A 24,185-nucleotide genomic window follows, 5' to 3' on the forward strand; every position below is an offset into this window, starting at 1 on the left:
TGGCCTTTGGCCTAAATTCTATCGGTTACTTTATGTTGAGCCTGTTCAACAGGATGAAGATTATTCAAGATAAAATACAGCAGTGATGAAGTGCTTTGCTGTATGGTACTTTCGTTAGTATTTATATATAAATCTGGTTTATAGGGCACATCAAACTGCGCGTTAACGCCCGTAAGATTAGTTAATTTATCAGGATGCCCATCTGGTAAAAAGGCTTTTTTGTACAGTCCCTTCGTATCCCGGTTGATAAGTTTATTAATGGGGCAATCAATATAAACAATGTTTACATGTCCATATTTTTCGGCCAGTTCGCGGCGCATCTCATCGTAAGGGTTTATAGCGCTTACGATAGTAACTATGCCGTGTGCCGAAAACCGGCTGGCGATAAAACCTAACCGACGTATATTTTCACATCGGTCGGCTTTGCTAAAACCCAGGTCGCGGCAAATTTCATTGCGATATTCATCACCATCAATTATTTCCGTTCTTATGGCAAGTCCGGTTAGTTCATTGGCAACATTTTGTGCTAATGTTGTTTTTCCTGCCCCTGATAATCCGCAGAATAGAAGTATCATAATCTAATAATTTATGTTTTCATTTATCATGCCGCAAACGCACTGCAGGATGCTATTCGCTAAGTGAACATAGGGAATTAAATTACAGGTTAAATTATGTTACATTGTAAATAGTTCTTTACAAACAAGTTAACACGCAGGCCAAAAACCTCAAAAAACCTTTAAATTAGACTGCAAAGGGCGTTTTTTCTTAAACGACAAGTACATCTACCAGTATATTAGTTGATACACCTAACAAAAATGTTACCTGTTTTACGGCTTACCGAAGCAGCTTTAGCGTGCTGTTAGTGTAGTATTTTAAACATCAGTTCTTTCATCAATTCGCCGTGGGGAGCGTTTGATTCAACACCTTTACTTTTAAGGTCGTACTCGCGCAGGTAGCTGATAACCTGCATTGTTTTTGGATAGTTATAACTGCGACCAGCAAGTTCATAATCTTTCACAAAATAAGGATTCACCCCCAGCTCGCGGGCAACGTTTTGCTGTGATTTATCTTTTACGTAATGATAAGCCAGCACCTTACTAAAAAAATTATTAAGGTTACCCAGCACCAGCACTATAGGATTGGCTTTGGGGTTGGCTTCAAAATAATTAATAATCTGGTTAACCTTAAACGCGTCTTTTTTACTGAGTGCGGTTTGCAGTTCAAATACATTGTACTCCTTACTGATGCCAATGTTATCCTGTATGAGTTTCAGGGTTATCTCCTGCCCGGCGGCCACGTTCAGCATCAGCTTATCAAGCTCATTTGAAATTTTCGAGAGATCATTACCCAGGTATTCTGATAACATAGCCGAAGCCTGCTGGTTTATTTTGTAACCTTTATCGCTTATAAATCCCTCAATCCAGGCTGGTATCTTGCTATCATATAAAGGGGCCGATTCAAAAATGAGTCCATTCTTTTCTATCGCTTTATACGTTTTTTTGCGCTTATCAAACTTTCCATATTTGTAGCAAAATACCAGTATAGTACTTGCTAATGGTTTTTCAAGATAGCTCAATAAGGGGTCGATCCCTTTTTTATTGTCATCATCCTTACCCCATTTCATATCCTGGGCTTCCTTTACCAGCACAACCTGGTAATCTGCCATCATGGGGTAACGCTTGGCAGCGTTAAGTACCGACATCATATCGGTATCCTTACCATATACTACAGTTTGATTAAAGCCTTTCTCGGCGTCAGGAAGCAAGTGATGCTCAATATGATTGCTTACCAGGTCAATAAAATAGGGTTCTTCGCCATGCAGCAGATACAAAGGTTTGTATTTGCGGTTTTTGATATCCTTTAATATTTCTGCAGCAGTCATCTTTTTAAGTCAAAATCAAAAGTCAAAATTGACTTTTATTCCGGATATTCAAAATTAAAAAAACGAAGCGGTAAAATGTTCTTATTATCAAATTGTGGAAAGTAATATTTATAACACTTCTGTGTTACCCGCTTTACTTGCTATTTTTGACTTTTTAATTTTGACTTTTTAATTCATGTTACAGCCGCTTAATTTACCGCCCTACCCTTTTAAAATAAGCGACGAGAACGGGCAATTATCACTGTTTGATGAGATCCGTAAAAAGACCATCATTCTTACGCCCGAAGAATGGGTAAGGCAGCATTTTGTGCAATACCTTATCAGGCAAAAAAACTACCCCCGGTCCCTAATCAGGCTCGAAGGTGGTCTTAAACTCAACGGCCTGCAAAAACGTACAGATATTGTGGTGTTTAACAGCGATGGAAAGCGAATATTAATTGTAGAGTGTAAGGCACCATCAATTACTATTGATCAAAAAACCTTTGACCAGGTAGCCCGCTATAACATGGTGCATAAAGTATCGCTGCTGGCAGTTAGTAACGGACTGCAACACTACTATTGCACCATTGATCTGGAGAAAAGAGAATATAAGTTTATTGAAGATTTACCGGCATACAACAAACCCATTTAAACGGCTACTGCCAGGGTTTGAATTTTCTCAAGCAATTCATTGGGCTTAAATGGCTTTGATACATAATCATTCATGCCAGCCTCCTGAACTTTTTCCTTAATATCAAACAAAGCCGAAGCCGTAAGCGCTATAATAGGGATCTTTGACTTTTTAGGATCGGCCATTTTCCTGATCTCTATGGTGGCATCAAAACCATTCATAACCGGCATTTGCAAATCCATCAGGATAATATCGAAATTGCCATATTGCATCAATTCAACCGCCTGTATGCCATTTTCGGCAATGGTGGGTATAATATTCCATTTTGATAATAGCTTCTTCATCAGCATAACATTTACAATGTTATCTTCGGCAATAAGAACTCTTACACCCGATAAATCATCTCCCTGGTACTCAGCCTTTGGTAATGGGGCAATTACTTTTTCCACAACCATTTCTGTTGACACCGGGAACTCCATTGTAAACGAGAACTCCGATCCTTCACCAACCTTACTTTTAACATCCATCTGCAGGCCCTGCAAATCAAGTAACCGTTTTATAATAGCCAAACCTAATCCCGTGCCACCATATTGACGGGTAGTGGTTAATGACTCTTGCGTAAATGGTTCAAATATGCTGGCAAGCTCATGTTCTGCAATGCCGATACCCGTATCTTTTACCAAAAACTTAACGGTAACTGTATTATGCCTATCCTCAAAACAGGTAGCACTAACCAATACATCTCCCTTTGGTGTAAATTTTATGGCGTTACTAACCAGGTTATAAATAATTTGTGTAATGCGCGTAGGGTCGCCAAAAATCACCTTATTTTTTAATGTACAATCAACTTCAACATTAAACTTCAATCCCTTTTCCTCGGCCTTTATCATTTGCGCGCCACAAATATTATTAATCAGCTCTACGAGGTTAAATCGCACATTCTCGAAAACAACTTTACCCGACTCTATCTTATTAAAATCAAGCACATCATTAACAATTGCAAGCAGGTTATTTGCAGAAAACTTTAGTACCTCCAGGTTCTCCACCTGGTCGTTTCGCGGGTCTCCCATCATTAACAGGTTACTCATTCCTATCACCGCATTAAGTGGCGTACGAATTTCATGCGACATGGTTGAAAGAAATTCAGATTTGGCATGAGTTGATTTCTCGGCCTTTTCAATTGCTTTTTCAAGCCTTGCATTAAGCGCTTCCTGTTCTTTGCTGCTATCTTTAAGCTGTTTTATATTCTTTAAAAAGGCTGTATAAAAGTGGCTGTGAATAAATATGAGCAGTATAAAATTGGCAAACAACGTAATAATAATGGTTGATTGATCAATCTTATCAGGCTTTATACCAATTACATAACCTTTGGTAAATTCAACAATCATAAAGGCAAGCACCGGCACCGTGTTCAACAACGAATAAACAAGCCCATCCGTTTGCCCCAGCATGTAGTAGCTAAACACAATTACCAGTATAATTACCTGTACCGTAACTATATTAACTGTTTGAACTGTTAAATAAACAATGGTGACGTTGGCTATTGTACCTGCACTGAGTAGTAAGTGCGAAATTAAACGCCAGTTGGGCCTGTAGGTCAACATCTTAAACAGGATGGCAACACATGCCATTAATGCCCCCGCGGTATAGGCCAGCATCATTTGCCCCTGGAAATACACACTCAGAAATACGGTGCCCAGGGCTATAAACACCAGCGGAAAACCGTAATAAAGCAGCCGGATACGGGCCTGATCAAGGAAAGGCTGCTCCTTTGTTAAAATTTTATAAATGGAAAAGTTAAAAAAACTTACTTCTTTACTCATGGTCAATGGGCATGTTACCGCACGTTTTTTATAAAGGGCTATGATATATATTATATTATAGCCCTTTACATCATGCGGTTTACAGCCTCTTGTTCATGCAATTAGCAAGCCAAATCAATTAAGTTTTGTTCAATGATATTCAATTTAGCTTCGGCATCAGCTCTTTTCCGTTGCTCAATTTCAATAACCTCGGGCTTAGCGTTGCTCATAAAGCGCTCATTACCAAGCTTTGCATTTACCGATTTCAGAAATCCTAAAAGGTATTCTTTCTCTTTTCCAAGCCTGGCACACTCAGCAACAGGGTCAAGATTTTGGCTTAAGGGAATAAAAAACTCATCAGTTGAAGCAATAAAATTAACTGCCCCTATAACCTTATCATCAACCTCGCTAAACTGGCTTATATTACCCAACTTGGATATAATAGCCTGGTATTGCTGATAATTTACGCCTGAATTTGATTTATAGGATAGCTCAAGCGCCTCTTTAGGTGAGATTTGTTTTGTGTTACGAATATTCCTGATTTGTGTAAGAACAATTTGAACGATCTCTACTTCGCTAATTAGCTGAGTATTTATTTCCCCAATGTTTGGCAATTGGGCAACAATACAACAATCTTTTTCTGCACGTTCTCCAAGTAATTCATCATGCCAAAGCTCCTCCGTAAGGAAAGGCATAAAAGGGTGCAGCACCTTTAAAATATTTTCAAAATACTGAACGGTAGTAGTATACGTAACTTTATCAATAGGCTGCAGGTATACAGGCTTTATCATTTCAAGATACCAGGCACAGAAATCATCCCAAACCAGCTTATAGGTAGCCATCAACGCCTCCGATAAGCGGTACTGTGCAAAGTTATCTTCTATCTCGCCAAGGGCCTGGTTAAATCTGCTGCCAAACCATTCAATAGCTATCTCGTTTGGATTTGCCAGGCTTGCATCAACCTCCCAACCTTTTATCAGTTTAAAAGCGTTCCAAATTTTATTGGCAAAATTACGGCCCTGCTCGCAATAGCTTACATCAAACATCAAATCGTTACCGGCAGGCGAGCAAAGCAGCATACCTACCCTTACACCGTCGGCACCGTATTGTTCAATAAGATCAAGCGGATCTGGCGAGTTGCCTAATGATTTTGACATTTTGCGGCCCAGCTTATCACGCACAATACCAGTTAGGTAAACGTTTTTAAACGGCGCCTGTCCCCTAAACTCGTGTCCGGCCATAATCATCCTGGCTACCCAGAAAAACAAGATCTCGGGAGCTGTTACCAGATCATTAGTTGGATAATAATAGTTGATATCGGCATTTTCAGGATCTTTAAATCCGTTAAATACAGATATTGGCCATAACCATGAAGAGAACCAGGTATCAACAACATCCGGATCCTGAGTTAGGTCCTGGATAGTAAGCTGTGGGTTTTTAGTTTTAAGCCTTGCCTCTTCTAAAGCTTCTTCAATATTTTTAGCAATAACAAATTCGCCGTTTGGTAAATACCATGCAGGTATTTGTTGTCCCCACCATAACTGCCGGCTAATATTCCAGTCCCTAACGTTCTCCATCCAATGGCGGTAGGTGTTTATAAACTTTTCAGGAATCAGCTTTACTTCGCCATTTAATACATAATCAAGGGCGGGCTTAGCCATTTCACTCATTTTGCAAAACCATTGCATGGATAGTTTTGGCTCAATCACCGCATCGGTACGTTCAGAAAAACCAATTTGCGATTTGTAATCCTCTACCTTTGTTAAAGCACCGGCTTCATCCAACAGTACAGCAATTTTTTTACGTGCCGCAAAACGATCCTCGCCCACCAATATTTGTGCTTTCTCGTTCAGCGTACCATCGTCATTTAAAATATCAATAACCGGCAGGTTGTGTTTCTGCCCAAGTTCATAGTCATTCAAATCATGCGCAGGTGTAACCTTTAAACAGCCTGTACCAAAATCCATGGTAACATACTCATCCAAAATAACCGGGATCTCGCGGTTAATCAACGGGATAAAAACCGTTTTGCCATGCAAATGCAAATACCGCTCATCATTAGGGTTGATACAGATAGCCGCGTCTGCCATAATTGTTTCCGGGCGGGTAGTGGCAATGGTTAAATAGTTGTGTGTTGCGTGTTGCGTGTTGCCGGTAGCTTCATCAGCAACCGGAATCTCTTCACCCGCAACAGGCAACCCGTCTCCCGCAACCGAATACTTTATATAATAAAGCTTCTGATTAACTTCTTTCCTGATAACTTCTTCATCGCTCACCGCTGTTTTTCCCTGCGGATCCCAATTCACCATGCGTACGCCACGGTAAATCCATCCTTTTTTGTAAAGATGAATAAAAGTATCTATCACGGCTTCGGATAATTCCTCGTCCATGGTAAATTTGGTACGATCCCAATCGCAGGATGCACCTAATTTTTTAAGTTGTTCAAGGATGATACCGCCGTATTTTTCCTTCCACTCCCAGGCATAAGCCAAAAATTCGGGGCGGGTAAGGTCTTTTTTGCTAATGCCGCGTTCTTTAAGCATGGCAACAACCTTTGCTTCAGTAGCAATACTGGCGTGGTCGGTTCCGGGAACCCAGCAGGCATTTTTCCCCTTCATACGGGCACGGCGCACCAATACATCCTGTATAGTATTGTTCAACATATGGCCCATATGCAAGACCCCGGTAACATTTGGCGGCGGAATGACTATTGTATAAGGCTCGCGCTCATCGGGCACCGACTTAAAAAAATCGTGCTTTAACCAGTAACTGTACCATTTATCCTCGGTTTCTTTAGGCAAATACGTTTTAGAAATACTCATAACGCGCAAAAATAAGCAAATGTATGAATAGTTGCAGGGCTTTTTTGGTTCGGTTTGCGGGAATCTGGATCAGGAGGTTGAGTATGTTGCCGGAGGCTGGTTAACCGCCCAACATTTCAAACTTATTTTCTCAAAACCCACGGCTCTAAAACTATAAATCTTAACAGGCCACCCGTAACCCGCTTCCCGCAACCAACGTTTCATCACAATATTTTTACATTTAAAAAGTTATTATATAAAATAAAGCACTAACAAGCATGAAATCAATGCATATACATCGCTTCTGGGTTGACATTTTAAAAAGATCAAAGCTGGATTTTGTGATAAACTGGTTCAATCGTTAAACGGCCACCCCTGCCGGTTGTAGGTTTTTATTAGTTTTCATTAACCTTAATTTTTAAGAAATTAAAGTTCTGTACTTTGTACTATTAGGGTATTGATCCCATCGGCAACGTCTTTGCTATTGAAGCAATAAATCTCCGAACGTAGCCGAATTCTCGGAATTAAGGAATTAAGCCTGCATTATCCTAATTGATATAGTATTATATTTTACTGATCACACCGGCTTCAAAATCCCATCTTAAAGAGTATCTTGTACCAAGACGGGTGTACGCAATTACGGATGAACTTAATGTATTGAACAGCTGCATATCAAAAATGCAAAAAGCGGTTCAATTAAAAAAACATATAATTTTTTGAAATACAACCATTTACACACAATAACATTTCTAAAAAAGCATAATCCGGATTCTGAACATATATAGCTGAAATTAGAACCCCCGCTTTGCCCAAACTTTACAACCTTCAAACATTTCCGCATTACAACATCTCACTCAAACTCCTATCTTTGCAGCTGATATGATTATCCAGCAATTCTACGATAAAGGGTTGGCGCATGCATCTTACGCCGTGATCCGTTCAGGTAAAATGATCGTTATTGATCCGGCGCGTAACCCGCAGCCTTATTATGATTTCGCGGCCCAGCATGATGCCGATCTTGTGGGCGTTATTGAAACTCATCCCCATGCCGATTTTGTGAGCTCGCACCTCGAAATTCATAAAGCTACCAATGCTGTTATCTATTGCAGTAAGCTAACCGCTGCAACATATCCGCACGAAACCTTCGACGATGGTGATGTTATACAGCTAAATGATATTAAGCTAAAAGCCATTAATACACCGGGACATTCGCCAGATTCCATCTGTATTTTGCTGGAAGACGAAAAAGGTAAAGAAACTGCCATTTTCACAGGCGACACCCTGTTTGTTGGTGACGTTGGCCGCCCTGACTTGCGCGAAAACGTTGGCAACATTACCGCAAAAAAAGAAGAACTGGCCGGGCAAATGTACCAAAGCACCCGCCAAAAATTGATGATACTGCCAAAACAAGTTGTGGTTTACCCTGCGCATGGCCCTGGTTCACTGTGCGGCAAAAATATGAGTCCTGATTTGCAAAGCACTATCGGCCGCGAGCTGCTTGAAAACTATGCCCTGCAATTGATGGATGAACTTACTTTTGTTAAAACCCTCACTACTGATCAACCATTTGTGCCTAAGTATTTCGAGTACGATGTGGAGCTTAATAAAAACGGTGCGCCAGCATTTCAGCAAAGCGTGGATAGTATCGCAAAAATCGATGCCGATATTCAACTAACTGAAGGCGTCACTATAATTGACAGTCGCCCCAAAAAAGCATTCAGAGTCGCTCACCTAAAAGGCGCGATCAACCTGCAGGATGGGGAAAAATTTGAAACCTGGTTAGGATCAATCCTTCAGCCAACTGAAAAATTTTACCTGATAGCAGAAGACGAAGCTACCGCCGACATATTAATTAAAAAGGCGGCAAAAATAGGGTATGAAAGCAATATTATTGCAACGCTTCAATACCCTCAAAACACGGCCGAAAAATTGGACGATCTGCATTTGGAAGATTTTAAAGCTAACCCTGAAAACTACACCATTGTGGATGTTCGCAACCAGAGTGAGGTAAGTGAAAGCAAGGCATTTAAAACAGCCATTAACATTCCCCTGCCTGAACTACGCGAACGCGTTGCTGAGATCCCAACTGATAAACCTATTGTTATTCACTGTGCTGCCGGATATCGTTCTGCAGCAGCAACCAGTATTGTGGCAGCCCAAATAAATACCGTACCGGTTTATGATTTGAGCGAACAAATAGCTGAGTTTTTAGTTCATTGATAATGGTTCATGAGCCACTTTTTCATGGTCCGGGCTTTCTTCGCTAAAAACCATGATTAATAATGAACAACTAATTTATCTACCATGAGCCACGAACTAACCATAGTCACCACTGCAGATGGTTCAAAAACCATTTACAATGCCCAGGTTGGCGAACTTTACCACTCGCGTAATGGAGCCCTGCAGGAGAGTCAACATGTATTTGTTAATTCTGGCCTAAGCTATTTTTTAGCTGATGCTGGTGTAAATGAAGTGAGCATCCTCGAAGTAGGCTTTGGCACTGGTTTAAACTTTTTATTAAGTGCCGATTTGTGTATTGCTAAAAAGATCCAACTTAATTATACCGGCATTGAGGCCTATCCGCTAACGTCTCAAATGATGGCGCAAACAGGGTATGATGAATATACCTCGCCGCAACTATGGCAAACTTACCTGGAGAAATATCCTGAAGCGTTACAGACCAAAGTTAACCTTGTTAATTATATCCAGCTTAATATTGCCAGTGTAACACTCCTGAATTTTAAGGTTGATGAAAAGCATGACATCATTTACTTTGACGCCTTTGCAGCTTCCCGCCAACCCGAAATGTGGGAAGAAGAAGCTATAAACCATGTGATAAACTTTTTAAAGCCGGGAGGTGTATTTGTTACTTACGCCATAACCGGCAACCTTAAACGAATGCTGAAAGCCCTTGGTTTAAAAATAGAAAAAGCCCCGGGCGCCGCCGGAAAAAGGGAAATGCTCAGGGCTGTTAAACCTAACGCTTAGGTAAGTCTATTCTCTAAAAAAAATTTGTCATTTAATGTCGGTTTACATAAACCTGAAACCAACATTAAACTTTAAGGTAAAACCATTATTTGCAGGTAATTCACGATAGGCCGCAAACTGCCCCTGCGCAAAATTGCTCCTGGTAGCGTAAATAATTGGACCACCACAAAGCGTAAACGCAAAGCGCGAACCTGATGGCGCGTAATTTACAGATGGCCCCACCAATAACCGAGCACCGCCTTCTGCCTCATCGCTTTGCCAAAAACCTTCCAGGTCCTGACCTACTGCTTCAACTCCGGCAAAAAACTGACCGCTGATATGGCGATGTAGCCCAATGCTTGTAATAATATCAAGTCCATCCCGCCTGGCATCAAAAGCTTTTTCCAATCTAACGTTTGCCCCAACTTTCCAGGAGGTAACATCATAAGCAGCTGTTATGCGGCTAAATGCTACATTATCATTATTAAACTCATGCCTGAAACCTAAACCGGCACCAATTCTAAATCCCATGGGTTGATTTCCCCCAATAAAATCTCGTAACAACTCGGCCTGTTGCAAGGTATGCACACCACCATTGTTACTAAAACCAGTACCTAAAGTTGCCAGGAAGGTAAACTTCTGACCCAAATATCCTTTAACAGAAATGTTTTGATCTACACCATCAAACCCAATTGGCGTAACCGTGTGCTCGCCATAGCCGCCAGAATAGTTTACACTCCAGTTTCTGCCCGAAGGATTTAAGGTATTAATGGTATACAAAAAAGGCTGGGGCTGTTCTAATGAGCTGCTTTGCTCGGTTGTTTTCATCAATTGCTGTGCACCGCAAAAATTAGTAAGCAAAAATAAAAAACACATAGTCAGGTAAAAATTCTTCATCATAGTTAGGATTTTAAAGTTTGCTAATAAAGTTAAATAATATTAGCTTTAAATTAATAGTGTGATAAGTTTGCATTAAAGATGTTATCCTACATTTGCAGTATTATATTACTTACGTACATCTTATGCCTCTAAAAGCTCCCGAAACTGCCCCTACTTCAACCATCGCATTTCAACGTTTACTTATTATTATGGACGATCTCAGGGCCAATTGTCCATGGGATAAAAAGCAAACACTTGAAAGCCTCAGACACCTTACTATCGAAGAAACCTACGAGTTAAGCGACGCCATTTTGGGCGATGACATGCAAGAGATAAAAAAAGAGCTTGGCGATATTATGCTGCACCTGGTTTTCTATGCTAAAATAGCTTCAGAAACTAACGATTTTACCATTACAGATGTGCTAAACAGTGTTTGCGACAAACTGATTAACCGTCACCCACATATTTATGGCGATGTTGAAGTACAGAACGAAGAAGATGTAAAACGCAACTGGGAGCAAATTAAGCTTAAAGAGGGTAACAAATCTGTTTTGGGTGGGGTACCGTCTTCATTACCTGCATTGGTAAAAGCATCCCGCATACAGGAAAAAGCACGGGGCGTAGGTTTTGATTGGGAGGAAAAAAACCAGGTTTGGGCCAAAGTGGAGGAAGAAATGCAGGAGTTTAAAAACGAATTTAATGCCGAAGACGAAACCACCATTGACCATGAAAAAGCTGAAGGCGAATTTGGCGATCTGCTATTTTCACTCATTAACTATGCACGCTTTATCAATATAAATCCAGAGAACGCGTTGGAGAAAACAAACCAAAAATTCATCAAACGCTTTCAATACCTGGAGCTTAAGGCCAAAGAAAACGGCAAGCACCTACAGGATATGAGCCTTGCCGAAATGGATGTTTTCTGGAATGAAGCAAAAAAACTTTAAGAATATGATAACCCATTGTAGCGTTTTGGTTATAAATACCGTAATAGCAGTTAAATAACAAAGATTATGAAACGAAATTTATTTTATTTACTACCATTATTGTTAACATTAGGTGTAGCTTGTTCACCAAAGTCTGATCCAATTGTAATCCCTACCCCTACCGGAACTTTTAATGGTTTGTTTAGATTATTAACCAAAAACTCAACTACCGGTAAATATGATACATTGAAAGATACCATCATTTTAAAAATGAACGCTTCTTTCCACTTTGCAGTGGTGGCAGATACTACAGTAAAACATGCCGGCAGCCACGGAACATTTGCTTTTGATAGTAATTACATTCAATTTAACGATAGCACTTTTAAAGCATCAGCGCCACGTACAAAAAACCACTTAGTTGGTGTTTACCAGTATCTTTATGATGGTAAAAACTTTAAAATGTTACGTGCAAGTTCGTCAATCAATCCGGATACTATAGGCAGGTATGATCTTGTAAAATCAGCAAATTAATTATTGTTTATAACTGAACAGCCGTCGCTTAAAATACGGCGATGGCTGTTTTAAATGTTACAAACCTTTTGTTAATGTCAACAGTCAGCCATAACTGTTAACATTACTCCGATCGATAAAAAATCTTTTTTTTATTTGTATCAATAATGTTATCTACTGCGTAATAACATTAAAACCAACACTATATTTAAGCGGAATTAAACACACTTAATGCATCCACCCAAGCGCATTACTGAAGAAGAGATCATCAGCCAATGCAAAAAAGGCAGCCTTAAATACCAGGAAATGCTGTATAAGCAGTTTTATGGCTACGCTATGGGTATAAGCTTACGCTACAGCCTTAATCGTGATGATGCGTTAGAAGCCGTAAATGATGCTTTTATAAAAGTGTTTAATGCAGTACATAATTATAATACCGATAAACCCTTTAAAGCCTGGTTACGCACGATTGTGGTAAACACGGCAATAGATCGACGTCGCAAAGATCTTAAATTCCAGTTAAATATTGATTTGGATAATGCCGCGCCAATTAGCAGTAATGTAAGTACGGTTGATAATTTGAATGCACAGGATATATTAAAATTGATGAATGAGCTGCCTGCTATACAGCTCACCATATTCAATATGTATGAAATAGATGGTTATAATCATGATGAAATTGGCAATATGTTAGCTATCCCGGCAAGCTCATCGCGCGTTTACCTGAGCCGGGCTAAAGAACGATTAAGAAAAATAATAACGCAAGAGGCACAAAACCATGGATGATAAGTGGGATAACGACTTAAGTGACCGCATCAGGGAGGTGTTTGATAATTACGAAGACACCACCGCTGATGAAGGCTGGCTGCTACTCAGGGAAAGATTCCCTGTGAAGGAGAAGAAGCGCCCCGTGGTTTGGCTATGGCGGGCAAGCGCTGCAGCGGGTTTACTGTTATTTTTAGGTATAGGTATTTGGATGATGGGCAAAAAACAGCCTGCCAATACCATAGCTGTGCAGCCATTAAAGCATCAGGCACAACCGCATAAAGTTGCACCTGCTGATACTTCAGCCCAATTAGCAACAAATACACATGTTACCATAAAAAGCAATCCTGCCGATACAATAACATCAACACCGGGCAGCATTGCTAACAATAGTTATGCATCTAATAAAAAAACCGCAGGCCATAATACCGGGGTTTCTGCAGTTACAAAAACACAAAATATTATTGCCAATATCAATCAATCAAATATAGGTCAATCAAAAAAAGCGGCTGTAACCGCACCAATTACTAACCCTTCTTCAGTAATTATAAATAGCGGCATCAATGATCAACTTATAGCCACACAACCTGCAAAAAAGCAAAATTCAAACTCAATTCCACCCACAAAAGGACCAGATAGTGTTAAAACAATTGCACCAGCAACTGATGCGCAATACGCCGTTAATGCCCCTGCAAATACGGCAATAATTACAACGCCTGTTGCCAAATCAAATAATACCAATCAACAGCCCACCCGCGTTAAACCTTCATCGGCCAGTGCCATGGACAAAATGCTTGCTGCCGATGATTCCAGGGCTCCAAAAGCTAAAGATATGGTGGATGATAAAAAAGTAAAATTCGGTATTTATGCCGCTACTTTTTTCAACTATGCCAAAGGCAGTGCTAACCAGGTAAACGCAGGAGCAGGTTTTACATCTGATATAAAGCTTAGCAAAAACCTTAAACTTTCAACCGGCGTAGCTCTGGCACAAAATACCTTAAGATATAATACCGCTACCCCGCCCAACAACAACGCGGCCCGCGCGGTAACCTTTGCAGTATCAGCCCAGGATAACATGCTGGTACCTGCTGCAGCTTTCCCGGTATTTAAAAATTACAATGCCAATTTAGTTGGGCTTGATGTGCCGATAAACATTAAATATGAGTTTAACCCGCAAAAAAGCGATGCTTATATTTCGGCGGGTTTAAGTTCTGGTACGTTTATCAATGAGGCATATACCACAAGTTATGCTTTGCCCGCTTCTTCTTCGTCGTTTGCAAATTCAGCACAACAAACAACGCAGGAAACAAGTCACCAAAGCTTCAACGGTTTCTATTTTGCTAAAACATTGAATGTATCCTTTGGTATAGGTACACCTTTGGGTAAAAGCAACCGATTAATAATTGAGCCATTTTTGAAATACCCGCTTGATGGATTAGGGTCGCAACAGATAAAGTTTGGAGCAGGCGGCTTAAACCTGAAACTGAACTTTTCAACATCAAAAAAATAAAGAAACGGCTACTTGTTTTAACGGGATTTGCAACTATGTCATTATCATTGTTTGCACAAAAGTTTGAATTATCGGCACAAGCTAATTTCGTGCGGTTTTATTGGGGTGATAAATCAGCAACGGAAATGATAAAGTTGGCTTTGACTATTGTGGCAGGAACCTTTCTGTACATGGCGCATTGAGGAGCTTATACGATAGTCACCGCATCACTAAAATAGTCACCGCATCACTAAAACTATTTAAACCTGATAGCCTTTACCGGCGAAATTTTACTCACCAGCATTGATGGTACAATAAGCACAAGCAAGCATATTACCAGCGTACCTAAATTTAACAGCAAAATATCTGATAAACTAAATTGCACCGGTACAAAAGTCATGTAATAGGACGCCTCATCGAGTTTAAAAAAATGAGTTTGCTGCTGAAAATAGCCCAGACCCACCCCCAATATATTCCCCAACAATAATCCCAACCCTATCAGGTAAGTGGCATTAAATAAAAACACCTTTTGAATGTTCCAGTTGGTTGCGCCCATGGCCTTAAACATGCCTATCATTGCCGTGCGCTCTAATATCATAATCAGCAGGGCCGATATCATGTTGATCACTGCTACAATAACCATCAATACCAGCATCACTACCGAGTTAACATCCAGTAAATTAAGCCATTCAAATATGGTTGGGTAATCCTCCATCACGGTGCGCGATTTCAGTTTTATAGGCAGTATATCGTCCAGCTTATTTGCAGCATAATTCACCTGGTCAAAATCGGCTATCCTCAACTCGTACTGCCCTATCTCACCCGGTTTCCAGTCGTTAAGGCGATTAATTAGTGATAAAGCACCAATGACAAAGGTTTTATCTACCTCCTCCACTCCGATGCTAAAAATGCCTTTTATTTTAAACTGGCGTTTGCGCATTGGATTCTGAACAAAATACATTAGTAGCTTATCGCCCACCTTTAATTTTAAACGGTTAGCTGTTTGCTGCGAAAGCATAATTTCCTTTTGAGCTTCAACAGAATCTTTAAAGTCGATCACATCGCCGGCAACCATCATCTTTTTAAAGTAACTAAAGTCATAAGTTTTATCAACTCCCTTTAATACTACTCCTTCAATTTCATTATTAGCCTTAATAATTCCGGGCTTGGTAGCGGTCGGCATTACGCGTGTAACCAGTGGGCTTTTAAGGGCACGTTTTACAAAATCACTATCGTAAGTTATGGGCGAACTATCGTATGAACTGTTCAGATCAAATTTTATCACACGGATATCCCCGGCAAAGCCGCGAACTTTTTCGCGAATCTCGTGTTTAAATCCTTTTACAATGGCCAATGATAATATCATCACGCCCAAACCAAGCATAATGCCAATGATGGCTATCCGTACAATCAGCTTTGAAAATGTACGCTTTGACTTGAATGTTATGCGGGCTGATATAAAGGAGGCGAAACTCAATGCAGGATGATTTTAGTACCTTCGCAAATATGCGGTTTTGCTATTAAACCTGCTACTTTTTAAATTGTTTCAATACAATATATTATGAAAATCATTCCTGTTTTTTTACAAAGTGCTTTAATAGTTGCCCTCAGTGTACATGCGGCCTGTAGCAATCCGGCTATCAACACCAGTAAAATATCCAAAGGAGGAAAAACCAATAAAAAAAATATCACAGAAATAATTACAGGTGCCGATCAAATTCCGCTGTATATTGACTATCTTAAGGGAAAAAATATTGGGATGGTTGTTAATCAAACTTCAATTATCGGCAAAACCTCTACACCCAGTGTTGATAGTTTATTAAAACTTGGCATCAGCATCAAAAAAGTATTTGGGCCCGAGCATGGTTTTCGGGGCAATGCAAGCAACGGCGCCGTAGTTACTGATGCCGTAGATCCCAAAACCGGTTTGCCGGTAATATCGTTATATGGCAATAAGCATTACAAACCCACAGCCGATGACCTGAAAGGTATCGATCTGATGATATTTGACATTCAGGATGTTGGTGTAAGATTTTATACCTATATATCAACCCTGCATTATGTAATGGAGGCTTGCGCCGAAAACAATGTTGAGCTGATGATATTGGATAGGCCCAACCCGAACGGCCATCTTATTGACGGCCCTATATTGGATACCACCTATCGCTCCTTTGTTGGGATGCACCCCATCCCCATAAGCCATGGCATGACTATAGGTGAATATGCAAAAATGATAAACGGAGAAGGCTGGTTAAAAAATGGCGTGAAATGCAAGCTGAAAATTATAAAAGTGGCCAATTACAAGCATAACTTACCCTATAAATTACCGGTAAGCCCATCGCCAAATTTAAATACCGATCAGTCAATTTTATTTTATCCAAGCATTTGTTTATTTGAAGGCACAACCTTCAGCCTGGGCAGGGGCACTTATTTCCCTTTCCTGGTGTTAGGGCATCCGCTGTTAAAAGGGATATATACCTATAGCTTTACACCATTAAGCATACCAGGTATGAGCGAAAATCCCCCTCAAAAGGATAAGCAATGTTTTGGTATCGATTTAAAGAATTACAGTACTGACAAGATCAGAAATATGGGCCATATCAACCTTGCATGGTTAATAGAGCTTTACAAAGCTTTCCCGGATAAAGGCCACTTTTTTAACGCCTACTTTACAAAACTGGCAGGCAATACTACCCTCCAAAAGCAAATTACCGATGGTAAAACAGAGGATGAGATCCGGAGCAGCTGGCAGCCCGGATTAGAGGAATTTAAACGCACGCGGAATAAGTACTTATTGTACGAATAACAGAAGACGCAAATAAAATAAAAGATCAACATGAGAATTGTATTTATGGGTACCCCCGAGTTTGCCGTTGCATCTTTGGATGCCTTGATAAAAGCAGGCTGCGATATAGTAGGTGTTGTTACCGCACCTGATAAACCTGCGGGCCGGGGACAAAAACTCTCCGAATCGGCAGTGAAGCAATACGCAGTAGCTAACGAGTTGAAAGTATTACAACCCGAAAAGCTAAAAAACCCGGAATTTTTAGCTGAGCTTAAAGCACTTCACGCTGATTTGCAGGTAGTAGTTGCGTTCCGTATGTTGCCAGAAGTAGTATGGACCATGCCCGCCAAAGGCACCATCAACTTGCATGCTTCATTGTTACCTCAATACCGGGGTGCCGCCCCTATTAACTGGGTGCTTATCAACGGCGAAAAAGAAAGCGGCGCAACCACTTTTTTCCTGAAACATGACATTGATACCGGTGATGTATTATTTACCGAAAAAATAACGCTTACCGGTCATGAATCTGCCGGCGACCTGCATGATCGCCTTATGAACAAAGGTGCTGGCTTGCTGGTGAAAACTGTAAAAGCCGTTGAAAGCGGCCGTTACAATGAGCATCCACAGGTAAACTTGCTAACAGGTGAAGAATTGAAACATGCTCCTAAAATTTTTAAAGAAGACTGCCTCATTGACTGGAACCAACCGGCGCTAAACATATACAACAAGATCCGCGGACTAAGTCCTATCCCTACCGCGTATACTAATCTGCATGGTAAAGTTTTAAAAGTATATGCTTCGGAGTTATTGCCAGATCAACCTGCCGTACAACCCGGTGATTTACTTACGGATAACAAAACATACCTTAAGTTTGCGGCAAAAGATGGCTTCATCAGCGTAAAAGATGTGCAGCTGGAAGGCAAAAAAAGAATGGGTATCGAAGATTTTTTAAGGGGGATGAAACTATAACAGATTATTTCCCCGACTTTTAAAACTTTATTAGGTTATCACATGCAGAGCACTCCCTATGATAGGGTTTTACTCTCCTGAGTAAGGGGTATACCGGATTTCGCATCCACCACAATCTTGTTCCCCATCCTTACCTTGATATCTGAACCTACAGCAAAAAAAGCTGATACAGGTTCTTTCTCCAGGTAAGGTTTAAATGCTTCGCCATAAAGGCCTGCTATATCAGCATCAAAAACATAATCTTTTACCTTGCCGGTTTGCCATGATACATGCTCAACCTGGTACTCGATTGTACTATTGCTATTCAGCTTGTTGTATCCCCAATAGTGCTCAAAAATAAATTCTTCGGCGCTTCCGGGGGTAATGTCCCGCAATTCGTTACTGGCTGTAGCACCAAGTCTGTTCCATTTGCCTTGAAACTTCCACTCGTATAAAAATCGGGTATGGTTATCTGCGATTTCTGTTACAGAACTGCGCATAGACATGGCGCTATAATGCTCTTTGTATAAATTATTGGCAATAAACGCTATAATTGGCTTGGGCACAATTTCACTTACAAAAACAGCTCCGCGTTTCCATGCCGTACCATCAAAATGTTTTACGTAGAACCGCAGGTTTACTTCCTCGAAATTTGCATGCCAGGGCCATTTGATGCCAAGTACTTTGGTATCCAGGAACATAAAGCCCACCATACTTACCAGGGCTTTGCCCTGCCACAGGTCAAGTTCCGTTCCGGGTGGTAAATAGGCATCCAAAACTTTGGCATCAACCTCGTAATTAAGCATTACAAGGTTTTTCCACTGCGCTTTTAAAAATTGAAGCTTCGCCATGGTTGTGAATGGTAAATAGAGAGAAGTAAATTAGTGAATAGAAGCTATATGACCAATAAAGAATAAATTACAAAGTAGCAGAAACCACTCACCATTCACCTCTCACTACTTACTACCTATTTCTTATAATACTTCATTGCTTCAGGTATCAAATTCTGAATATTTGCAATACGTGTAGCATCTGCCGGGTGAGTACTCAATAACTCGGGAGGCGATCCGCCTTTATTTTGTGCAGCCATCCGTTGCCAGAAAGCTATTGCGTTGTGAGGATCATAACCAGCCATAGCCATAAAAGTTAAGCCCAGGCGGTCGGCTTCTGATTCCTGGTTACGCGAATATTTTAACAATACCAGTTGTCCGCCTACACCATAAAGTTGGCCAATAATGGCTTGGGTAGTGCTCGACTGGCTACTTGTAGCAGCACCCACAGCCGCGCCGCCAAGCTGCGCCGCCTGTTGCTGAGAGATTCTTTCCGCAGCATGCCTTGCAATGGCGTGGCCAATTTCGTGCCCCATAACAACTGCCAGGTAAGCATCGGTATTGGCTACAGGTAATAAGCCACTGTAAACAGCTACTTTACCGCCGGGCATACACCACGCATTTACCTCGCTGCTTTGTATCAGGTTAAATTCCCATTGAAAATTATATTGATCGCCGTAACCGTTATCTTTTAAATAACGCTCAATAGCAACTGCCAGGTTGTTGCCAATGCGTTTTATGCGCTGGGCATCATTACCCGTTTCTACCACTTTGGTTTTTGGGTCAGACAGTAATTGTTTGTAACTGGCGGCGGCAGATTGATTTACTTCGGCGTCGCCAACCAAACTTAATTGCCGGCGGCCGGTAAGTGGCACAGTTGAACAGGAAGACAGGGCAATGATCATAATCATTGCTAATACAGGTTTGAACTTTTTCATGGTGATCAGGCAGCTTTTTTCTTTAAAAAATTAACTTTCGACTCGGTGCCCTTTAATAAGCGTTCTATATTTTTTTGGTGTGTTACCAATATCAGCATGCATATACACATTCCATAAATTACAACCGACCTGATTGAGGTAGGAAAAACAAACGAAACCCCGATAGGGTAGGTAAACGCTGCGGCAATTGAGCTTAGCGATACATACTTTGTAATTAGTAACACCACCACAAATACCAGTACACATAATAAAGCGGCATGCAAGTGAATAGCCAAAATCATTCCAAAAAGTGTGGCAACGCCTTTGCCGCCCCTAAAACCGGCAAATATTGGAAACAAATGCCCCATAACAGCGGCCACCCCTAAGGCAAGCGCGTAATTCATGTAGGAGGAAGAATTATAGGCACCCGTAGTAGAAACGCCTATAAAAAAAGCTAGGTTGGTGGCTGTCCACCCCTTTAAAATATCAAGCAGCATTACAGGAATCCCCGCTTGTTTGCCTAAAACCCTGAAGGTGTTGGTTGCGCCGGCGTTACCGCTTCCATATTCCCTTACGTCAATATCGTAAAATGCAAGCCCTATCCAAACAGCAGTTGGTATAGACCCGCAGAGATAGGCCAGGATGAGCGCCGAAACTGAGTATACGTTGATCATTTCCCTGCAATATTACTAAATTGATGTGGTACTAAAACTTTAATCATAATTTGAACGCTATGCGTTAAATTCCAAATTTTAATAGCTAAACCTAATGCTAAGTACTAAAAAACAGGATACAGAATAAATTTACTTTACAGCCTTTAAACTAAGGTCGAGGCTTTTTACCGAATGCGTTAGCGCGCCAACAGATATATAATCAACTCCACAATCCGCGTACTCGCGTATATTATCAATTGTTATACCACCAGATGCTTCTGTTATAAACCGCCCATTAATGATATTAACCGCTTGCCTCAGTTCGGTGAAGTTAAAGTTGTCTAACAAGATACGGTTTATGTTGCCGGTTTGCAAAACCTGTTCCAATTCTTCCAGGTTTCGTACTTCAATTTCAATAGCCAGCTTTTTATTATTGTCGGCAAGGTATTGATTAGCACTCTCAATAGCCTGCCTTATACCACCGGCATAGTCAACATGATTGTCTTTTATCAAAATCATATCGTACAGGCCAAACCGATGATTTACGCCGCCGCCTATTTTTACCGCCCATTTTTCGAGGTATCTTAAACCAGGAGTTGTTTTGCGCGTATCTAAAACTTTTGTATTGGTAGTTTTTAGCAGGTTTACTATCTCCCGGGTTTTTGTAGCAATTCCAGACATTCTCTGCATACAATTCAAGACCAGGCGTTCGGCCTTTAAAATATTCTGTACATCACCTTCAACTTCAAAGGCAACATCTTTATACTTAACTGTGGCGCCATCCTGCAAAAAAACAGTGAGCTTAAGCCCGGGATCAATTACATTAAAAATTTCGGCAGCGAGTTCAACACCAGCTAAAATGCCATCATCTTTTACCAAAAGCTTTGCCTTACCCACGGTACCGGCCGGAATAGTTGATAACGAGGTATGATCACCATCGCCAACATCTTCTTTTAAAGCATTAATTATAAATTGGTCTATTAGTTCCTTATCCAAGCGTATTACTTTTAAGGCTCAAAAGTAATGATTTTTTTGATGTACGGATTTTTGATGTGCAGATTTCAAATGTGCAGGTGTGCAGATTATTTTTTATTTTTTTCCTGAACCCCTAATTTATCAAACTAAGAACATTAAAGATCATGGACAGGCAGCGTTCTATAAATTAATCTGCACATTTGAAATCTGCATATCTGCACATCTATCTTTTCATCTTCACATCTGCACATCTAAAATCTGCACATCTATTTTCCATCTGCCCATCTATTTTACCTTTTCATCCTCAATTCTAAAATCAACAATATTCATCGTACCACCTTGATCTTTAAGAGTAAAGGCTACGCGATATTCCTGTTTATCGGTAGTAGTTAAAATATACACCCCAAGATGAAAGCTGGCGCTGGAGTTTATTTTATGAAGGAGTTTGATACTTAGCGGTTTATTTTTGGCGAAAAATGTATTCAGTATTTGTATGGCCTGGTCTTTGGAGTAGGTATTTTCATTCTCCATAATTACCAAATCCACGTTGGCTGCAAATAATTTACCCAACTCTTTAGTATTGCCCTGCTTTACGAGGTTGGCTACATTATCCAAAGGATCGGCCAAAACCGCATGAGGGATTAGAAGCAAAAAGATTAACGATGACAGGCAAAATAACTTCATAATATAGATACGTTATAAAACAACTTAATGTTACATTTTGCAAAAAATCAGGAAACGAACACCATATTGGGTGACGTTACCCTATAACTGTTTTTACCATTAATTATTACCTTAATAATCAACCATCTGTAAGTATAAATCTAAATTCAAAATTTATATCCATAAGTTGAGTGTTGCATTTATATTTGCAATGTGGAAAATCAAAAAAAACTCGCATTAATTATCCTTGATGGCTGGGGTTATGGCCGTAATGATCAGTCGAACGCTATAGTTGCAGCCAACACTCCTTTTGTTGATTCAATGCTGCAAAAATACCCAAACTCTAAACTGGAAGCATCCGGAACCGCTGTAGGTTTACCTGCCGGGCAAATGGGCAACTCAGAAGTTGGGCACATGAATTTAGGCGCCGGCCGGGTAGTTTACCAGGAACTGGGCCGCATCCATAAAGCAGTTGATGATAATGAGCTGCCAACCATCCCGGTATTAAAAGATGCCTTTGAATATGCCAAACAAAACAATAAAGATGTTCACTTTATTGGATTGGTTTCTGATGGGGGCGTTCATTCGCACATCAGGCATGTGAAGGGATTATGTGACGCCGCCAGGCAATTGGATGTGAATAATGTGTTCATTCATGCTTTTTTAGATGGCCGCGATACCGATCCAAAATCTGGTTTAAGTTTTATTACCGAACTGGAACAACATATAGAAGGTACATCTGCAAAAATTGCAACTGCTATTGGCCGTTATTATGCTATGGACCGTGATAACCGCTGGGAGCGCGTTAAACTGGCTTATGATCTTATGGTTAAAGGCGACGGCGAGGCAACTCAACATATTACAGATCTTATCAAAAAATCATACGAAGACGGTGTTACCGATGAGTTCATCAAACCTATTGTTAGGGTTGATGCCGATGGTAAACCGCTGGCTGTTATAAAAGATGGCGATGTGGTTATATGCTTTAATTTCCGTACAGACAGGGGCCGCGAGATCAGCCTTGCATTAACACAAAAATCTTTCCCTGAATATAACCTTCACCCATTGAATATCCGTTACATCACTATGGTTCCGTATGATGAAACGTTTAAAAATGTACAGGTGGTTTTCAACAAAGAAGATTTAACCAAAACCCTGGGCGAGATATTGCAAAATGCGGGCAAAACCCAAATAAGAATAGCCGAAACCGAAAAATATCCGCACGTTACCTTCTTTTTCTCTGGCGGGCGCGAACGCGAATTTGATAACGAAAAACGTTTGCTGGTGCCATCACCAAAAGTGGCTACTTATGACTTGCAGCCAGAAATGAGCGCAGCCGGTATCCGCGATGCTATCATCCCGGAATTGGAAAGCGGCTGGCCTGATTTTGTTTGTTTAAACTTTGCCAATACCGATATGGTTGGTCATACAGGTGTTTTCAGCGCGGTTGTAAAAGCTGCCGAAACCGCTGATAGCTGTACAAAGGCCGTTGTTGAGGCAGGCTTGGCAAATGGCTACTCTTTCATCATCATAGCCGACCATGGAAATGCCGATTATATGATTAACGAGGATGGCACTCCAAACACAGCGCACACTACCAACCTGGTACCGTGTATTGTAATAGATAAAGATGTTACCCATGTTAATGATGGCAAACTTGGTGATATTGCACCAACAATTTTAAGCATACTGGGTGTAGCTATACCTGCGGAAATGACAGGAAATGTATTGGTGTAAACTAAAATCAATACCCTTAGCTGCTTTGTTGAGCAGCACTTTGCTT

General features: G+C 40.6%; 21 protein-coding genes. 10 read left to right on the top strand and 11 right to left on the bottom strand.

Going from position 1 to position 24,185, the window contains the following annotated elements:
- Positions 1–11: 11 nt before the first annotated feature.
- Positions 12–575: an adenylyl-sulfate kinase gene (cysC, locus tag AC1DYB_RS20945; RefSeq protein ID WP_477437711.1), complete on the bottom strand. Its 564-nt coding sequence runs from the start codon at positions 573–575 to the stop codon at positions 12–14.
- Positions 576–859: 284 nt separating this feature from the next.
- The gene (gene holA / locus AC1DYB_RS20950) at positions 860–1,882 is read right to left on the bottom strand and encodes a DNA polymerase III subunit delta (protein ID WP_477392847.1); all 1,023 of its coding nucleotides are present in this window, start codon (positions 1,880–1,882) and stop codon (positions 860–862) included.
- A gap of 175 nt (positions 1,883–2,057) precedes the next feature.
- Here holA and AC1DYB_RS20955 point away from each other — a divergent pair, with 175 nt between their 5' ends.
- Entirely contained in the window at positions 2,058–2,513 is a 456-nt protein-coding gene (locus AC1DYB_RS20955; RefSeq protein WP_295720856.1) for a type I restriction enzyme HsdR N-terminal domain-containing protein, read from the top strand.
- On the opposite strand, the gene AC1DYB_RS20960 is transcribed toward AC1DYB_RS20955, so the two are convergent.
- Together AC1DYB_RS20960 and AC1DYB_RS20965 are read right to left on the bottom strand one after the other, a co-directional pair.
- The gene (locus tag AC1DYB_RS20960; protein ID WP_477437714.1) at positions 2,510–4,315 is read right to left on the bottom strand and encodes an ATP-binding protein; all 1,806 of its coding nucleotides are present in this window, start codon (positions 4,313–4,315) and stop codon (positions 2,510–2,512) included. The two genes, AC1DYB_RS20955 and AC1DYB_RS20960, sit on opposite strands and share 4 nt — an antisense overlap.
- A gap of 101 nt (positions 4,316–4,416) precedes the next feature.
- Positions 4,417–7,116: a valine--tRNA ligase gene (locus AC1DYB_RS20965; protein ID WP_477437716.1), complete on the bottom strand. Its 2,700-nt coding sequence runs from the start codon at positions 7,114–7,116 to the stop codon at positions 4,417–4,419.
- Between the two features lie 858 nt (positions 7,117–7,974).
- On the opposite strand from AC1DYB_RS20965, the gene AC1DYB_RS20970 reads away from it, so the two are divergent.
- Positions 7,975–9,315 (top strand): MBL fold metallo-hydrolase, encoded by a 1,341-nt coding sequence (locus AC1DYB_RS20970; protein ID WP_477437718.1) that lies wholly within the window; start codon positions 7,975–7,977, stop codon positions 9,313–9,315.
- Between the two features lie 84 nt (positions 9,316–9,399).
- Entirely contained in the window at positions 9,400–10,083 is a 684-nt protein-coding gene (gene mnmC2, locus AC1DYB_RS20975; RefSeq protein ID WP_477437720.1) for a tRNA (5-methylaminomethyl-2-thiouridine)(34)-methyltransferase MnmC2, read from the top strand.
- 42 nt (positions 10,084–10,125) lie between these two features.
- Here mnmC2 and AC1DYB_RS20980 read toward each other — a convergent pair whose 3' ends face one another.
- Positions 10,126–10,962, bottom strand: coding sequence for a hypothetical protein (locus tag AC1DYB_RS20980; protein WP_477437722.1), 837 nt, complete (start codon positions 10,960–10,962; stop codon positions 10,126–10,128).
- 122 nt (positions 10,963–11,084) lie between these two features.
- On the opposite strand from AC1DYB_RS20980, the gene mazG reads away from it, so the two are divergent.
- From mazG to AC1DYB_RS21000, 4 genes are all read left to right on the top strand, one after another.
- A complete protein-coding gene (gene mazG / locus AC1DYB_RS20985) occupies positions 11,085–11,888 on the top strand; it encodes a nucleoside triphosphate pyrophosphohydrolase (RefSeq protein ID WP_295720862.1) in 804 nt (267 codons plus the stop codon).
- A 66-nt stretch (positions 11,889–11,954) separates the two neighbouring features.
- Complete coding sequence (locus AC1DYB_RS20990) at positions 11,955–12,398, top strand: hypothetical protein (protein WP_295720863.1); 444 nt, start codon at positions 11,955–11,957, stop codon at positions 12,396–12,398.
- Positions 12,399–12,608: 210 nt separating this feature from the next.
- Positions 12,609–13,163, top strand: a complete 555-nt coding sequence (locus AC1DYB_RS20995; RefSeq protein WP_477392834.1) for an RNA polymerase sigma factor — start codon at positions 12,609–12,611, stop codon at positions 13,161–13,163.
- Complete coding sequence (locus AC1DYB_RS21000) at positions 13,156–14,652, top strand: hypothetical protein (protein ID WP_477437724.1); 1,497 nt, start codon at positions 13,156–13,158, stop codon at positions 14,650–14,652. The genes AC1DYB_RS20995 and AC1DYB_RS21000 overlap by 8 nt, the downstream gene beginning before the upstream one ends.
- Positions 14,653–14,887: 235 nt before the next feature.
- Here the strand turns inward: AC1DYB_RS21000 and AC1DYB_RS21005 are convergent, their stop codons facing one another.
- Positions 14,888–16,108 (bottom strand): ABC transporter permease, encoded by a 1,221-nt coding sequence (locus AC1DYB_RS21005; RefSeq protein WP_477437726.1) that lies wholly within the window; start codon positions 16,106–16,108, stop codon positions 14,888–14,890.
- A gap of 84 nt (positions 16,109–16,192) precedes the next feature.
- Between AC1DYB_RS21005 and AC1DYB_RS21010 the strand changes: the two genes are divergently transcribed.
- Positions 16,193–17,437: an exo-beta-N-acetylmuramidase NamZ family protein gene (locus AC1DYB_RS21010; protein ID WP_477437728.1), complete on the top strand. Its 1,245-nt coding sequence runs from the start codon at positions 16,193–16,195 to the stop codon at positions 17,435–17,437.
- Between the two features lie 30 nt (positions 17,438–17,467).
- The gene (fmt, locus tag AC1DYB_RS21015) at positions 17,468–18,385 is read left to right on the top strand and encodes a methionyl-tRNA formyltransferase (protein ID WP_477437730.1); all 918 of its coding nucleotides are present in this window, start codon (positions 17,468–17,470) and stop codon (positions 18,383–18,385) included.
- Between the two features lie 56 nt (positions 18,386–18,441).
- Here fmt and AC1DYB_RS21020 read toward each other — a convergent pair whose 3' ends face one another.
- The 5 genes from AC1DYB_RS21020 to AC1DYB_RS21040 all read right to left on the bottom strand — a co-directional run bounded on the left by AC1DYB_RS21020 (position 18,442) and on the right by AC1DYB_RS21040 (position 22,423).
- Positions 18,442–19,215 (bottom strand): YqjF family protein, encoded by a 774-nt coding sequence (locus AC1DYB_RS21020; protein ID WP_477437732.1) that lies wholly within the window; start codon positions 19,213–19,215, stop codon positions 18,442–18,444.
- A 116-nt stretch (positions 19,216–19,331) separates the two neighbouring features.
- Positions 19,332–20,132 carry a M48 family metallopeptidase gene (locus AC1DYB_RS21025; RefSeq protein WP_477392822.1) on the bottom strand — a complete coding sequence of 267 codons (801 nt, stop codon included), beginning with the start codon at positions 20,130–20,132 and terminating at the stop codon, positions 19,332–19,334.
- Between the two features lie 5 nt (positions 20,133–20,137).
- Positions 20,138–20,785 (bottom strand): glycerol-3-phosphate 1-O-acyltransferase PlsY, encoded by a 648-nt coding sequence (gene plsY / locus AC1DYB_RS21030; protein WP_295720871.1) that lies wholly within the window; start codon positions 20,783–20,785, stop codon positions 20,138–20,140.
- A gap of 129 nt (positions 20,786–20,914) precedes the next feature.
- The gene (gene nadC, locus AC1DYB_RS21035) at positions 20,915–21,760 is read right to left on the bottom strand and encodes a carboxylating nicotinate-nucleotide diphosphorylase (RefSeq protein ID WP_295720872.1); all 846 of its coding nucleotides are present in this window, start codon (positions 21,758–21,760) and stop codon (positions 20,915–20,917) included.
- 264 nt (positions 21,761–22,024) lie between these two features.
- Entirely contained in the window at positions 22,025–22,423 is a 399-nt protein-coding gene (locus AC1DYB_RS21040) for a DUF4783 domain-containing protein (RefSeq protein WP_295720873.1), read from the bottom strand.
- 192 nt (positions 22,424–22,615) lie between these two features.
- Between AC1DYB_RS21040 and gpmI the strand changes: the two genes are divergently transcribed.
- The gene (gene gpmI, locus AC1DYB_RS21045; protein WP_477437735.1) at positions 22,616–24,139 is read left to right on the top strand and encodes a 2,3-bisphosphoglycerate-independent phosphoglycerate mutase; all 1,524 of its coding nucleotides are present in this window, start codon (positions 22,616–22,618) and stop codon (positions 24,137–24,139) included.
- Positions 24,140–24,185: the final 46 nt, after the last annotated feature.

This window comes from Mucilaginibacter sp. P2_A4 (genome assembly GCF_056405015.1).